Annotated in this window: 12 protein-coding genes; 5 read left to right on the top strand and 7 right to left on the bottom strand. The window is 45.8% G+C overall.

Annotation, left to right across the window (positions count from 1 at the left end; genetic code table 11):
• Nucleotides 1-73 precede the first annotated feature (73 nt).
• Nucleotides 74-1,060, bottom strand: a complete 987-nt coding sequence (locus tag ACE1CM_RS20435) for a hypothetical protein (RefSeq protein ID WP_374879826.1) — start codon at nt 1,058-1,060, stop codon at nt 74-76.
• Nucleotides 1,061-2,819: 1,759 nt separating this feature from the next.
• Here ACE1CM_RS20435 and ACE1CM_RS20430 point away from each other — a divergent pair.
• From ACE1CM_RS20430 to ACE1CM_RS20420, 3 genes are all read left to right on the top strand, one after another.
• Nucleotides 2,820-5,147, top strand: coding sequence for a ribonuclease R family protein (locus ACE1CM_RS20430; RefSeq protein ID WP_374879824.1), 2,328 nt, complete (start codon nt 2,820-2,822; stop codon nt 5,145-5,147).
• Between the two features lie 185 nt (nt 5,148-5,332).
• Nucleotides 5,333-5,950 carry a flavin prenyltransferase UbiX gene (locus ACE1CM_RS20425; RefSeq protein WP_374879823.1) on the top strand — a complete coding sequence of 206 codons (618 nt, stop codon included), beginning with the start codon at nt 5,333-5,335 and terminating at the stop codon, nt 5,948-5,950.
• A gap of 85 nt (nt 5,951-6,035) precedes the next feature.
• Nucleotides 6,036-6,746: a LapA family protein gene (locus ACE1CM_RS20420; RefSeq protein WP_374879821.1), complete on the top strand. Its 711-nt coding sequence runs from the start codon at nt 6,036-6,038 to the stop codon at nt 6,744-6,746.
• A gap of 100 nt (nt 6,747-6,846) precedes the next feature.
• Here ACE1CM_RS20420 and ACE1CM_RS20415 read toward each other — a convergent pair whose 3' ends face one another.
• The 3 genes from ACE1CM_RS20415 to ACE1CM_RS20405 form a co-directional block, all read right to left on the bottom strand.
• The gene (locus tag ACE1CM_RS20415) at nt 6,847-7,773 is read right to left on the bottom strand and encodes a peptidoglycan-binding protein (protein ID WP_374879819.1); all 927 of its coding nucleotides are present in this window, start codon (nt 7,771-7,773) and stop codon (nt 6,847-6,849) included.
• A gap of 105 nt (nt 7,774-7,878) precedes the next feature.
• Complete coding sequence (locus tag ACE1CM_RS20410) at nt 7,879-8,760, bottom strand: peptidoglycan-binding domain-containing protein (protein ID WP_374879817.1); 882 nt, start codon at nt 8,758-8,760, stop codon at nt 7,879-7,881.
• 113 nt (nt 8,761-8,873) lie between these two features.
• Nucleotides 8,874-9,140, bottom strand: a complete 267-nt coding sequence (locus ACE1CM_RS20405; protein ID WP_374879815.1) for a hypothetical protein — start codon at nt 9,138-9,140, stop codon at nt 8,874-8,876.
• 213 nt (nt 9,141-9,353) lie between these two features.
• On the opposite strand from ACE1CM_RS20405, the gene ACE1CM_RS20400 reads away from it, so the two are divergent.
• The gene (locus ACE1CM_RS20400; RefSeq protein ID WP_374879813.1) at nt 9,354-10,415 is read left to right on the top strand and encodes an NB-ARC domain-containing protein; all 1,062 of its coding nucleotides are present in this window, start codon (nt 9,354-9,356) and stop codon (nt 10,413-10,415) included.
• Between the two features lie 75 nt (nt 10,416-10,490).
• Nucleotides 10,491-12,977, top strand: a complete 2,487-nt coding sequence (locus ACE1CM_RS20395) for a pentapeptide repeat-containing protein (RefSeq protein WP_374879811.1) — start codon at nt 10,491-10,493, stop codon at nt 12,975-12,977.
• Between the two features lie 133 nt (nt 12,978-13,110).
• Here the strand turns inward: ACE1CM_RS20395 and ACE1CM_RS20390 are convergent, their stop codons facing one another.
• From ACE1CM_RS20390 to ACE1CM_RS20380, 3 genes are all read right to left on the bottom strand, one after another.
• Nucleotides 13,111-13,674 carry an N-acetylmuramidase family protein gene (locus ACE1CM_RS20390; RefSeq protein ID WP_374879809.1) on the bottom strand — a complete coding sequence of 188 codons (564 nt, stop codon included), beginning with the start codon at nt 13,672-13,674 and terminating at the stop codon, nt 13,111-13,113.
• A 63-nt stretch (nt 13,675-13,737) separates the two neighbouring features.
• Nucleotides 13,738-13,866, bottom strand: coding sequence for a peptidoglycan-binding protein (locus ACE1CM_RS20385; RefSeq protein WP_374879839.1), 129 nt, complete (start codon nt 13,864-13,866; stop codon nt 13,738-13,740).
• A 330-nt stretch (nt 13,867-14,196) separates the two neighbouring features.
• Nucleotides 14,197-14,451, bottom strand: coding sequence for a peptidoglycan-binding protein (locus ACE1CM_RS20380; protein ID WP_374879807.1), 255 nt, complete (start codon nt 14,449-14,451; stop codon nt 14,197-14,199).
• Nucleotides 14,452-14,695 lie beyond the last annotated feature (244 nt).

Here is a 14,695-nt window from a genome sequence, read left to right as displayed (position 1 = left end):
ATTTTTTTTAACTTGCGGTGGGGGTCTCTTGGAGGCTATAAGTCCCACGCCTACCCGCAAGGCAGGATGTCACCTATGATATGGGGTCGGGTTGAAGTTCTAGGTGCTGTAGGAATTCTCCTAATTGTTGGGGGGATAGTTGGTAACGCGATCCCTTGGCGTAAGTTTGCAGCAGGTGCGCCTTTCCCTTCTCTGGAGTCCACCCGATGCGCTTGAGTTCCACATCGATTTTGGCAAAAGATTGCAAATATTCTAGGAATTCCAGCATTTCTTCTTTGTTAAGCAGCGACAGGGATTTTTTATTATAGGTACGCTCCAAAAACTTGTTTCTCTGGTCGTCGCTCCAACCTAAACGCTTCAGTTCGCTCTTGATCCTCGCCAGCTGATCGGATAAATCTACAGGATCGGTTGCCTCTGTTAGCTTCTCGAACGAATCCGGCGCTTCGGCGGCAGATGGCAGGGGTTGAACTAGGCTTTGATCTGGGTCATGGCGACGGGAGCGAATTGGCGTTACCTTTTTAAATGAAGAAGAAATCGTTGGCTCGGAATCTTCCCCAATTGTCGGCATCGAGTCTGCTAGCGGATTCTGGACCCAAGCATTCCCTTGCCAATCGGGAATAAATTCATCAGTAACTCCAACCGCCTCCAATGGTACTACAGGCGCTGTTAGATCTGAAGAGGCTGTTGGGGATGTATCGTTTAACCAACTTGTATCAGTAGAAATACGACCAAAGTTGTCTGGCTCCAACGGATGCCGCGAGAACGCCGGTTCCCTGGCGGGATATGTCTGGGGTTGCCCCAAACCTTCGCTGGCGGCGAGGGAGGTATCAACAACCTCTGGCTGTGGCAATGTCAAGTTGCCAATTGCTATAACTTCCAGCGCCCTTTTTCTGGCACGGTCTTCTGCTTGTTCAATTGTCTCGGCTGCGGCTAGACCTGTAGCACGGGTTACACCTTCAATCAAAACACTGGCTCTAACGATATACTGACCACGCTCAATGGTAATTAACTCGGAAATCAGACTGGTGGTGGGATAGGGAACTTGCAATTGAGTAAACATAATATGGCTGGGCTTTTAGCCCACTGCTAAAAATCCTAGGGTAAGACTGGCCAAAGCTTCGCATCAGTTTAGATCCTAGTCAAATCTTGAGCGAATAGCTGCACTCGTAGCACCTGGTTTAAACCTACCTCAATAGGGGAGCCTGAGGGGGCTATAGTGTCACCTCCATACCCGTAAGGGTTGGGGATGGGTGTATGGACAGCCTCAGGTTAATTTTATGAGGGTCAGGACTTACGCAAGGGCGTTGCCAGAAACCCAGTTTCGACCTAGATCTCTGATTGCCAAACCAAGGATTTTTCAGATCGCCCTTAGTTTCTTTGCGTAAGTACTAAGGGTCAATACGATTAAAATTAACCGCTTACTAAATTGTGTTTTTTACCAAGCAGGGATGATATTTACTCTTAAAGCTATGGATCTTGGGAATACTTACCCAACATTCCCAAGATGTTGTATGGGGTCAGTTCTTGCAGACAAAAACAGGACTTACGCGCAAGCTTCCCGCTTTTTACGAGAAATCGTTGGTTTGCCAACCATAGATCGAGGTAGAAACCGGCTTTCTGGCAAAGCTCTTGCGTAAGTCCTGAGGCAGTTTCTACAACTGATTCTCTTGACCCACCCCCATAATCTTTGAATTGGGGTTGGAGGATGTCACAATAAGAAAAGGATTGTTCATCGGCACGGCTCATTTAAGCCACTTGGCTGACTGCCCGGGAACCCACTGCGCTAAGAGCGCGAACTACATGCCAACCTGAAAGGGTAGCGCGTTGCACCAGATGCCTAAAACCTGTCTGTTCCTAGAGTAGCAACGCATCGCTAAAGCGCCAGCCCTTTGCTGTCGGTAGTTCCATGTACGGTAACGTATCGCCAGACATGGGTAAGTTGTGGGTTCTCACCCTAGATCGTTGCTGGGTGCGCCTGGGCGTGCGATTCGCTCCAAAGTTGGATCTTTCTAGATGCAACCCAAACGCGAACAGTCTCTGGTTCTTTTTTACTGCCTCCCAAAGACGGGCGATGCTTGGTTGTATACCTCAAGGTATACCGGAGGTAAAACTGGGAAAACCTAGTAAGACCTCCTTTCGCCGTACAATACCATCACCGCATTCAGTTGCGGACTCGCAAGAGTTCCTAACGTGGCAACGGCGGATTAAATTGGAGAGCAACCACTCGCGCTTCGCGTCTAGTGGTGGGTACTTCACCAAGATATCTTGTATCTCCACCAACAAGAAGCTCGGATTTATCAACCTCTGTTATGCCTCAACTTCACTCTAACCTACTTGCAAAACCTAAGGAGTAAGGGTTTCCCCACACCTTTCCTCTCCTTTCCCCAAAGTCGAGGAAACTGATGGCATCAAAAAGTGGGAAAATCCAACCAATGGGTGAATCTAAGGTAAAAATTCCTTGGGTTGTTTGGGCGACCAACCCTCGCCGTACCAAACCGTTCTTGTAACACTCCAGGGATACCAGAACCATGAGACTAACCAAAATGCAACCGCTTGTTGCCTGCCTGGGACAAAAAATCGTGGCTTGAATATTGGGTCATCATCAACAATTTTAAATTGAAGAATTGGCAAATGGAAAGAAGGAAGCAAAAAACTGGAAAGCCGAGGCATTTCCAATTTTCAATTTCTCTAAACCATTATCTAAATTCCCAATTATAAAATTTAAAATTAGCGAAAATTAGTCAGGGGCAAGAGTCGGCTGTGTAGGATGAAAGCCTGGTCAAAAAACATAATTTAGACGCTAAGGACTAAGTCGCTTCATGGAATTTTCAATCGCTACAGTGCTTTATAATTTTACGGAAGAAAAACTGGTGGCTGCCAAATTTTTAGAAAAAAAACTGGGATGCCAAGATGAATCGAGTCGGGAAAAGTTACAGATTACTCTGGACGCGCTGGAAAAAATTGGCATTTTGGTGAAAGAGCGGGGCAAGTATCGCCGGGTAATAGAGGAAGGTGTGGTGGAAGCCAAACTCCGCTGTTCGAGTAAAGGGTTTGGCTTTGCGATTCAGAATGTGGAGGGATCGGCAGATATATACGTGCGGGAAAGCAATTTATCGACGGCATGGAATGGCGATCGCGTATTGGTAAAAATTACTAAAGAAGGCAACCGGCGGCGCTCTCCAGAAGGAGAAGTTCGACTAATTTTAGAGCGCGCCCATCCCAGCGTGCTAGCGCGGGTAAAACAAACTGCTTCTGGGTACCGGGCGGTTCCCTTGGATGACCGCTTGCTATTTGAACTCGAACTGCAGTCAAATGGCACAAATTTGGCAGAAGCAATCGATCACTTGGTTGATGTGGAAATCCTGCGCTATCCTTTGGGACAAAATCCCCCCATTGGTCGCGTTACCCAAGTACTGGGCAGCGACGCCGAAGCCGCCGCCGATATCGATATCGTCTGCTGCAAGCACGATTTACCCCGCAACTTCCCCAACGCGGTGCTAGCAGCGGCATCTGAACTCGATTTCCCCAAAATCCGCAAAATTAACCTGAAAAATCGCCTCGATTTGCGCCATCTGGTTACCCTGACAATTGCCAGCGAGGCGAACATAAAAAACGGTGACGGATCGGAATTCTCACTGGTAGAACAAGCGCTGACCTTGGAAAGAATCGATCCCGAACGGTGGCGCATCGGGGTCCACATTACCGACGTAGCCACATACGTCGAACCCGACTCGTCCATCGACCGGGAAGCGCAGCGACGGGGCACCAGCGTGGTGTTAGGCGAAACCCTATTGCCTCAACTGCCGCCATCGCTGCTGCAACAAGTCTCGCTGCTACCAGGACAAGACCATCTGGCAATTTCCGTCCTGTTAACGTTGGACAGACTCGGTCAAGTGGTGGAGTTCGAGATTCAACCGACTATCATCCAGGTAGACTATCAACTGAGCGAATCCCAGGCAAAAGCAATACTTGAGCGTCACGATAAAGGTGTTTCGGCAGATCTCAAAGAATTGGCTCCCGTTTTTGCCACGCTGGATCAATTGTTAGTCCTGTCAACGGCAGTTAAGGAACAACGGCAGCAGCGCGGTGCTTTTGAGTTGAACCTACCCGAAGAAGATACCCACTTCAACGATGAAGGAGCGATCGCGGCAGTAGTAGAATCATCCTCCCAACCAGCGCGCTCGACGATCCGAAATTTAATGATCTTGGTCAACGAGGTAGTAGCTCACCACTTGAAAGCGCTCTCGATACCGGCGATGTACCGGGTTCAACCCGCTCCCGATCTCGATGACGTTCAAGAATTGATCAAATTGGCGAGCAATCTCCGCTTGGAATTACAGCTTGAGCAGGAAGAGTCGGTGATGCCCCAAGATTATCAAAGGTTTATCGAGCAATTTGCTCAAACCCAAGCGGAAAGAGTCCTCAACTCGCTGTTGCAGTCCACATTAAAGCCTGCGGTTTACAGCACCGCAGCGGGAACCCACTTTAGTTTGTCTGAGACTCTGGGCTATACCCACTGCATCTCGCCCGCACAACGCTATGCAGATTTATTGGTACAACGAGTCTTGCAGGCGGTGTTTCAACAAGGGCGCTCGAGCCGCACCACCCGCACCAAAGAACAGGTCAACTTGCGCCATAGTTCCTCTCACGGCAATATTAATTGGAATGTCTTGCCGCCTGGAATACAGCAAGAGTTAGAAGAGCATTTGATGGCGGTGGTAGTTCCGCTCAATGAGCTGGAAAAAGAAGCCCAGGAAGCTGAGGCAGATTTAGCAGGACTCAAGAAAGCCGAGTTAATGAAAGAACGCATCGGCGAGATTTTGCCGGGAGCGATTACCGGCGTTCAGTCCTACGGTTTCTTTGTGGAAATGGAAGTGCCGATGCCCAATCGGGAGACTTTCCGGGTGGAAGGGTTGGTACACGTATCGTCTCTCAAAGACGATTGGTACGAGTATCGCTCCCGGCAAGAAGCTCTCGTGGGTCGCAAAAACCGCAAGCAGTATCGACTCGGCGATCGCGTAGAAGTCCAAGTTAAAAGCGTCGATTACTACCGCCAGCAAATAGACCTGGTAACCGTTGATCCTAACGGTAACGCTGAAGACTCCGATCCAGAGGAATCTCCGTTTTTTAGTCTGGAAGATGAGTAAATAGTCAGCAGTTGATAGCTAGTAACTCAAGTTGCTAATTATCTCAAACGATCGGCTAATAGCTAATGGCTAATGTGACAGAAAATGCTATATTAGTAAGCAGGCAATTAGCTATTAGCTATTAGCAAATCCGAATTTTTATAACTAGCAATTTGCGCTAAATAATGACTAATGGCTAATAACTGATGACAACGAACAAACCTTTAATCTTGGGCATTTCTGGGGCTAGTGGTCTAATTTATGCGGTGCGGACTATAAAGTTTTTATTGGAGGCGGACTACGCCATCGAGCTGGTTGCCTCCAAATCGACTTACATGGTTTGGCAGGCAGAACAGAATATCCGAATGCCAACAGAACCGGAGCGACAGGAGCAATTCTGGCGTCAGCAAGCTGGGGTGGAAACTTTGGGTAAACTACGCTGCCACCCTTGGGGCGATGTGGGAGCCAATATTGCCAGCGGTTCGTTTCGCACTCTGGGTATGATAGTGATACCGTGCAGTATGAGTACGGTCGCCAAGCTAGCAGCGGGTTTGAGTTCTGACCTTTTGGAACGATCGGCTGACGTTCAACTCAAAGAAGGGCGTAAACTGGTCATCGTACCCCGCGAGACACCTTTTAGCCTGATTCACTTGCGGAACTTGACCACCTTGGCAGAAGCTGGATCCAGAATTGTGCCAGCAATTCCAGCTTGGTATCACAATCCCCAAACGATTGAAGATTTGGTGGATTTTGTGGTAGCTCGTGCCTTAGACCAACTGGATATTGATTGCATTCCGATCAACCGCTGGCAAGGACATTTATAAATTTTAGATTTTAGATTTTAGATTTTAGAAGTGAATTTAAATCTAAAATCTGCAATTACCAATTACCAATTACCAATTACCTATTATGATTCGCCTTGGATTGCTGCTATTGGTTTTGGGAGGGCTGACCCTGTTTGCCCTGCAAAATTGGTCGCCGGTGCTGCCAATGGTATTTTTGGGGATCAAAACGGCGTCATTGCCCCTAGCGATGTGGATATTATTTGCGCTCGCATCAGGTTTAGTCACGTCTTGGCTGATGGCGACGTTGTTTCAACTATCGAACTATCTGTCGGCAAAACAATTGCGATCTCGCATTCGCGAACTGGAAGCGGGTAAGTCTCGTCCCGCCTCGGAGTCTCGCATCAACACCGAATCTACTCCAAATTCTGCCGATGAAGATGATTTGTTCGACGATGAGTTTTTTGGAGATGATGAGGATGGGGAAGAACCTATTTACAAGGCTCCCAATTATCAAGATTACACTCCTTCGGGCACCACTTACGAACGTCCCCAAGAACCTAAAACTCAATACCAGTCGGGATCGGTTTATTCCTATGGTTATCGGGACAAGGGCGATACTGGCGTGGGTAAAACAGAGTCGATTTACAATAAAACCGAGTCAGTCTACGATGCAGATTATCGCGTGATTAAGCCGCCCTCTCGGAAGTTAGATGATATTGCACCAACCGATCGGAAACGAGATGAAGTTGTAGATGATTGGGAACGTAAATCCGATGATGATGACGATTGGGGATTTGACGACGATGAATTTGACACTCCCAACCAAAAGCGTTAGTTAAAATTTTCCAAATCTAACAGTATGAGCAGAAGTGTCAGCGATCGCTCCCTTGTTTGCTCAGAGTGCGATCGCAAAACCTACTCCAGGAGTTAGTCGCCTACAACTCTAAAGCCGTTCGCGTTGCTTGTCCAACAATACCGTCTACTCTCAAGCCTTGATTTTGTTGGAACTGCTTCACTGCTGTATCGGTATTTGAGCCAAAAATACCATCGACTTCTATATTAAAGCCCGCCTTACGGAGTGCTTGTTGAACCTCGCGCACATCCTCACCGCGCATGAAAGGCTGACGCAATTGTAGCAGTCGCATGGATTCAACGTCGTCACCAGACATCCGGAGTGATTTGATCAAAGTTTCTTCGCTGATAACCAGTCCGCGAACCATTAGGGGTAAAGTCAAATCCCATTTTTGGTTAGCAATCAATTGCTTAAAGCTATCCATGCGGTAAACTGTTTTTCGCAGTAGAGTAATGCGGTGGTTTGCCAACCACTCGCGCCGGATATCGATGTAAGATTTAATCCAGCTTTGTTCGCCAAGGGTAGCGACAGTACCTTGGTTGAGGGTGCGATCGCGCATAAGTTGCCAAGAACCATGCACCACGCTGTCATAAACCACGGCAACGCCTAACGCTGTTTGAATACCCATATTCTCAGCATTTTTGACACTGGGATTCCAATAAACTCGATCGAAAAAAGCGTCCTGAACATCCTGCATTACCGGATCTTCACCTGCTTTTTGCAACAAGCTGCGGAGATTCATATCCCGATTGAGCCTGGTATCTTTTGCGCCTATCGCCGACAAATAAGGGCGCAATTCTGTAGCAAACTCTGCCTCTTCAGCCTCGCAATAAGCCTGAATCAGCAAAAAGAGATTACCGCTCATTAGCGTAGTTTGAGAACGACCATAAGTTAAACCACCAGGGTCACTTGCTACAAAAGTCACATTTGAGTAATCTCCTTGTACTTTGCCCGTTTCAAAAATATTGACGATCGCTTGGGCTGTTTGTTTCTGTAAATCTGTCAGCATCGGTTTTCTACCCGTTTAGAGTGAATTTTATCTGTGTGTGAGTCAAGTAAATGATAGGAAAATAACCCCATCATTTCCAAGTTTTCAGAGTCAACTTAAATTCGATTAAGCTGGGAAAGTTTTGGCTAAATCATCGCCGGCAATAACAGTTGTCAAGAAAACATATCCGCTGTTTAACTGATAGCGACGGTCTTGTTTGATCAACTGCATAAAATCTTTGTGACTTTGGCTAGATTGTCCTACCAGACAACCAGCACTGGCACTACCGACCTGCCTCATGTCATATCCCCAGTGTTGATTGATGCCGAATAAACCCTCGTCGATTGAGTCACCCGTGCGACGCCCGTCTTTGTTGCGATCGCGGTATACTTTAACCGCCATACACTGCACCAGCGCTTCGTGCCCGTCCAATGTTCCATGTATTCCTACTTGCCAAGCTTTATATTGCCCAAAAGCAATTCGCGCTGCACCTTCAGGATTCATCGGATGTTGAGTGTACCAGTCTCCTGGTTCAGTTGTTGCTAACCAATTCCCAACAATTTTTGGGGTTCCAGAAACGATTTCAATCAAAATCCGGCGGTCATTCCATTGATTGAAAGCATCATCGTTCGGTATCCCATTAGCATCCGCGCCTTCAATATAAACAATGTTGTATTGTTTTTCTCCAAGCGCAACGAAGTAATCTTTATATTGCATGTACTTGATGATGCGGCTGGCAAAGTCATTGCCCAATTTGAGAGCAACTGCTTCCTTAGCTTCACTCAGTGCTTTACTCGTTTGTGCGCCTAAGCCAGATTCCGATATTTTCATCAAAGTTTGAAATTCTTTGAGCGATTGAGTGGAAAAGCGACCAAATTTACCATCGGCTGGCGGGTCAAGTAACCCGAAACGAATCAAATTGGTTTGGACTTGCTTGGCAAGTTCGGCGTCTTTGGCTAAAGCTTCAAGAGCGATTGTCTGTGTGGGCGCAAATTCCGTTAATAACATGGAAAAAATCTCCTTGAGTTTTCAGAGTGAAATTAGTCCGTTTACAGTTCCTAACGTTTAGTAGATGCAACTCAATGGGACTTATGCAGTCTGAAGAAATTCTGGGTCGCATTTTAAGATGAGAAATTTTCACAGTCTTGTTTGTCGGGGCCAGGTAACCCTTTTGGGGTATAAACCAAGGATTCATTTGCCTGAACCCTTCCAATTACTGCTGTCCCAGTGGTTGCCAGAATAATGACGATATTGACTGCGTTATCGACCGAAAGTTTTTTTTCTTCAACAGCTTTCCCGACAATGGGGGCTATTCCAGCAACTGCTGTTAAAACCGCACTCCAAAAGGTTTTACTTGAAAAGATACTCTTGACGGTTGTTTTGAACAAAATTGGTTTTTTAGTGCTGTCCATACAATATTTGTGGCATCAATTTATCGATAAATTAAATATAGTTATTTTTTGGGATATTGTTTGTAACAAAAAGTTTTTTATCGTCATCAGTTATGGGTTTAACTTGAGATGTAATGTCACCCGTAAAGGTGATATAAAGTAATAAAAAGTAATGGTAGATTATAAAAACCCATAAGACCCTGTCGATAAATGACCGTTGAAGAAGCATTACGGATTGTTGCTACAGCTCTGCGTCCAGAAATGCTGAATAATCTTGAAATGGACGTATTTCGCTGCTCGTGGGAGGGAAAGTCCTACCCAGAGATGGCAGAGGAACTCGGTTATAGTGCTGAATCTATTAAGAATGTTGGGGCTAAGTTATGCAAAAAACTCGCTCCAGCATTTGGAAAGGTAACAAAAAGTAATTTTCGGGCAGCGATTGAGTTTTATCAGCAACAGGCTGCACTTGCGGAGGATAGGGAAGCAAGCGTCAGCGGCATAGTTGAAACCAACTCGCCAAAACCAACAATCCGATCTCAAGATTGGGGAGAAGCGCCGGATGCCTCTGTTTTCTACGGACGCACCGAAGAACTGGCAACTCTAGAACAATGGATCGTGGGCGATCGCTGCCGCCTGGTAACGCTACTGGGTATGGGAGGAATCGGTAAAACGACTCTATCTGTGAAGCTGGCAGAACAAATTCAAGGTGAATTTGAGTATTTGATTTGGCGCAGTCTCTGCAACGCCCCACCCGTGCAAGATATTTTGGCAGAGTCGATCAAATTTCTGTCCGACCAGCAGGAGGTTGATTTACCAGAAACTATAGATGGTCGAGTAGCGAGACTGATTCATTATTTACGGCAACACCGCTGTCTGCTGGTACTGGATAACGTCGAGTCGATTTTACGGGGATGCGAGAGTCCTACGGACACTCTGCGCGATCGCGCCGGTCGTTATCGAGAAGGATATGAAGGTTATCCTCAACTGTTCAGTTGCATCGCAGAAACTGCCCATCAAAGCTGTTTAGTGTTAACCAGTCCGGAACAACCCAGAGAATTGGCATTTAACGAAGGTAAAAACTTGCCTGTTCGTTGCTTAAAGATCGCTGGTTTGACCGTAGCAGAAGGAAGGAAAATATTTAACGTCAAGGGTTCCTTTTCAGGCTCAGATGAAGAATGGAAATTTCTGATCGAAAACTATGCAGGTAATCCGCTAGCCTTAAAGATGATAGCTACGCCGATTCGAGATTTATGGCAGGGAAATATTTCTTAATTTGTGGCAAATGTTAAGCCATAAATTTTATTATTTGATGATGTTAGAGATCTGTTAAATCGGCAATTTGAACGCTTGTCAGAAGCAGAAAAGCAAATTTTGTACTGGTTTGCCATTGACCGTGAGGGAGTTGATATGGCAGAACTGCAAAAGAATATTTTACCCATTTGGCAACGGCAAGTCTGGGAAGGGCTAAATTTTTTGCATTGGCGATCGCTGATTGAAAAAAGTAAAGATTCAGCTATTTTTACAATACAACCTGTGGTTATGGAATATATAACTGAGAGGTTAATAGACCAATTTTGTCAACAAATTGAAAAAGGCCATATAGAGTTACTTAAAAGTCATCCTCTGATTAAAGCTCAGGCAAAAGACTACATTAAAGCCACTCAAATTAAACTGATAATCAATCCAGTTATAGAAAAAGCGCTCGCTATAATGATCGGTCAAAGAAATATGAAAATTCAGCTTCAGCAAATTCTCTCAACATTGCGAGAACAATATCCAGGCGAACCAGGATACACTGCTGGGAATATTCTGAATCTACTCGATCTCCTGCAAGTTGATTTAACGGGTTTTGATTTTTATAACCTAATAATTTGGCAAGCAGATCTCAAAAATGTAAATTTGCATCAAGTCAATTTTTCCCACTGCGATTTAGCCAATTCCATTTTCAGGCAAAGCTTTAGCAGTGTTTTATCAGTAGCTTTTAGTCCAGATGGAAAAGTTTTAGCTACGGGGGATGCTAATGGTGAAATTCGCTTGTGGAAAGTTGCGGATGGTCAACATCTTTTGACTTGCCAGGGATACGCTAATTGGATAAAGTCAATAGCCTTTAGTCCTGATGGTCAAACTTTTGCTATTGGTAGCGATGCTCAAACGATAAGGGTCTACGATGTTTCTACGGGTATTTGCCTCCAAGTTTTAGAGGGACACGCTGATAGAGTTTGGTCAATTGCTTTGGGTCCCGATGGCTTAATGCTTGCTAGTGGTAGTGAAGATCAAACAATTAAACTCTGGAATATACGCGACGGTCAGTGCCTCAAAACTTTACAAGGACACACTAACAGAGTTTGGTCAGTCGCATTGGGTCCCGATGGTCAAACAATAGCCAGTGGTGGTGACGATCAAACAATTAAACTATGGGATATAAGCGAGGAGAAATGCCTCAAAACTTTACAAGGACACACAGGTAGAGTTTGGTCAGTCGCTTTGGGTCCCGATGGTTTAATACTTGCCAGTGGCAGTGAAGATCGAACAGTACGCTGCTGGGATATTCGCACAGGTTTTTGCCTTAAGACTTTTCAGACACATGCTAATTGGGTATACTCAGTTGCTTTGGGTCCTGCTGGTCTAATGCTTGCCAGTGGCAGCGCAGACGGAACGGTGAGGCTATGGGATGTTAGTGAGGGAAAGTGCTTAAACACCTTACAAGGACACAACAATTGGGTGTGGTCAGTTGCGTTTAGTCCCGATGGTCAAACAATAGCCAGCGGTAGTGAAGATCAAACGATAAAGCTATGGAATATTCGTGACGGGAAGTGCTTAAGCACTTTGCAAGGACATACTAATAGGATACGGTCAGTCGCTTTGGGTCCTGACGGTCAAACAATAGCCATTGGGGCTGAAGATCAAACCGTAAAGCTATGGAATGTCCGAGATGGTCAGTGCTGCAAAACTTTACAAGGACACAGTAATCGAGTCTGGTCAGTCGCTTTTAGTCGTGATGGTTCGCTACTTGCCAGTAGTAGCGAAGACCAAACCGTAAAGCTATGGAATGTGCGGGATGGTCAGTGCTGCAAAACTTTACAAGGACACACGGGTAGAGTTTGGTCAGTCGCTTTTAGTCCTGATGGTTTGCTGCTTGCCAGTAGTAGCGAAGATCGAACGGTGATGCTATGGGATATTCGCGCAGGTGTTTGCCTCAAAACTTTTCAGGGTCACACTAATAGAGTATGGACAGTTGCTTTTAGTCCTGATGGTTTAATACTTGCCAGTGGTGGGGATGACCAAACAGTACGTTGCTGGGATGTTCGCACAGGTGTTTACTTGAACGGTTTTCACGGACATACTCAGGGAGTGCGGTCAATTGCTTTTAGCCCCAACAGTCAAATAATAGCTAGTGGTAGTGAAGATCAAACGGTAAGGTTATGGGATATTCGTGACGGAAAGTGCATAAACACTTTGCAAGGACATACCAATTTGATCAGAGCGGTTGCTTTTAGTTCCGCAGGATCAATCCTTGCCAGTAGTAGCGAAGACCAAACAATTAAGCTTTGGGATATTCGTACAGGTTTTTGCCTCAAAACTTTCCAGGGACACACTCAAGGAGTAAGAACGGTTGCTTTTAGTCCCGACGGTTCGATGTTGGTTAGCAGCGGCGGAGATGAGACGATTAAGCTTTGGGATGTTAAAACAGGCAAGTGTCTAAAAACTTTGAGAAGTCCTAGACCTTATGAAGGAATGAATATCACGGGCGTTACAGGTTTAACCCAGGCGCAGAAAGAGACGCTGAAAGCAATGGGGGCAGTAGATTGGGCAGAAAAAAGGGTGCATGACTAAATAATATCATGTCCGTTGAATTGCCCATAATAAAAAACCTCACCGCGTCGTTGCGTAGGGAACATCCGGACATGATATAATTTTATCGGAAAAACCCGGTTTTTCCGATAAAATTATAACTGTAAAGAAAATATCAAGCACTCTTAGGAATAGCAGCGTATTTGGCGTAGGCAGCGGCTAGCTTTTTATCGTATTGATTGCGTGCATAAGCGGAGCCATTGTAACCACGGGCGAAGGCTACCCAGTCGCGACTACGCAAAGCTTTATCTAGATTTTGGCTTTTAATAAAATTCATCATTGCTTCCAGGTGCTTCCCTTCGCTGAGATGCATGGCGTTAACAAACTCCTCCACATCAGAGTAGCCAGCAATTTTATAATTAAATCCCATCACTTGACCCAATCCCCAAGAAGCAGATTTGAGTGCTGGTATCCGGTCTAAATTTATCGCATCGTTGAGCCGATCCCACTCGCTAATTCCACCCAAATAACCCCCTGGTTTAGGGTTACTCAAGTCGGGGCGGGTTTGGCTGACGGGTAACGGTGTCAGCTTGTAAAACCAATGACGTTCAAATAAAATCTTGGGGCGACCATCGGGCAAAAATCCAGAGCCAGCTGTTTCTACTTCGACCACGGATCTAATTACGGCAACTTCAACGTTTAACAAATTAGCAGCCTGGTTATAGTCGCGATTGGTCAATAATTTATTTTCTGGTATTTCTTGGTTGGAAATAAGTGTCTATGCCAAAGTTTTATCGATTTTTTATATCTGCATATTATCCTGGTTTACAGAATTGCAAAAATGCGCGAGCGCGGCTTCAGTTTCTTGTCCATAAATACCATCTATCCTCGATTTGGGATCCAGACCCAACTCGCTGAGCTTTGTCTGGATTTATTTGAGCAAATCTTTGTCATATTTGAGGGTATTTAAGTCGATGAATGTATCTTGTTTGATGATTTATTCTAGTTTCATAAAGCGAGTTTAATGAACCACAGAGGACGCAGAGAACCCAGAGGAAAGATAAAAGAAGAGATAGGTAATTTTTGATTGGGAAGCGAGTAAGTTGACCAGGACTTACGCAAACACCAAAGTTTCTCTGAAAAATCGTAGCCACAAACCCGGTTTCTTCGTTGATTTCTCGTTCCCAAACCAACGATTTTTCGGATCACCAAAGTTTCTTTGCGTAAGTCCTGTTGACGCTTCGCCTTCTGCCTTGCTACACTAGGCTGCTGTTTGTAGGAGCATATTCAGTGCTTCAAGCGTTGCTTGCCCAACAATACCATCGACGACCAAGCCTTTGTCGGTTTGGAATTTTCTCACTGCTTCGTCGGTAGTCGGGCCAAAATAGCCATCGACTTCTAGATTAAAACCCACTTTGTTGAGGGCTATTTGAAGTTCGCGCACGTCCTCGCCCTCTAAAATGGGGCGGGTTAGCCGCAGCACTCTGGAACCTAAGCGGCGTTTGCGGACATCCAAGGGTATTCTGTCCCCGTTTGGGAAGCCTTCTATGGGTGATTCGATGAACTACGCGCCGTTACTGCGTTGAACGGCGCGTTTCTGTCGCTTCATCAAGGAAATTTGTTAGGGTCGATGCCTTTGTTGCCAAGGGACACCTCCCATTCAGAACCGGACGTGCGACTTTCATCGCATCCGGCTCCTAGTCGATTTCTACTTTGTCGCTTTGTGGGCGGCATTTCGGGCTACACGTGCCTGTGAGTGT

The organism is Microseira sp. BLCC-F43, from assembly GCF_041929235.1.
GTDB lineage: Bacteria > Cyanobacteriota > Cyanobacteriia > Cyanobacteriales > Aerosakkonemataceae > Microseira.
The sequence above is the reverse complement of the archived record's forward strand: the minus strand, read 5'-3'. Positions and strand labels throughout refer to the sequence as shown.

Excerpts from the sequence above, each read along its gene's own strand:
- ACE1CM_RS20420 (WP_374879821.1), top strand. The coding sequence starts at position 6,036 with ATGATTCGCCTTGGATTGCTGCTATTGGTTTTGGGAGGGCTGACCCTG.
- ACE1CM_RS20410 (WP_374879817.1), bottom strand. The coding sequence starts at position 8,760 with ATGTTATTAACGGAATTTGCGCCCACACAGACAATCGCTCTTGAAGCT.
- ACE1CM_RS20415 (WP_374879819.1), bottom strand. The coding sequence starts at position 7,773 with ATGCTGACAGATTTACAGAAACAAACAGCCCAAGCGATCGTCAATATT.
- ACE1CM_RS20400 (WP_374879813.1), top strand. The coding sequence starts at position 9,354 with ATGACCGTTGAAGAAGCATTACGGATTGTTGCTACAGCTCTGCGTCCA.
- ACE1CM_RS20425 (WP_374879823.1), top strand. The coding sequence starts at position 5,333 with ATGACAACGAACAAACCTTTAATCTTGGGCATTTCTGGGGCTAGTGGT.
- ACE1CM_RS20430 (WP_374879824.1), top strand. The coding sequence starts at position 2,820 with ATGGAATTTTCAATCGCTACAGTGCTTTATAATTTTACGGAAGAAAAA.
- ACE1CM_RS20435 (WP_374879826.1), bottom strand. The coding sequence starts at position 1,060 with ATGTTTACTCAATTGCAAGTTCCCTATCCCACCACCAGTCTGATTTCC.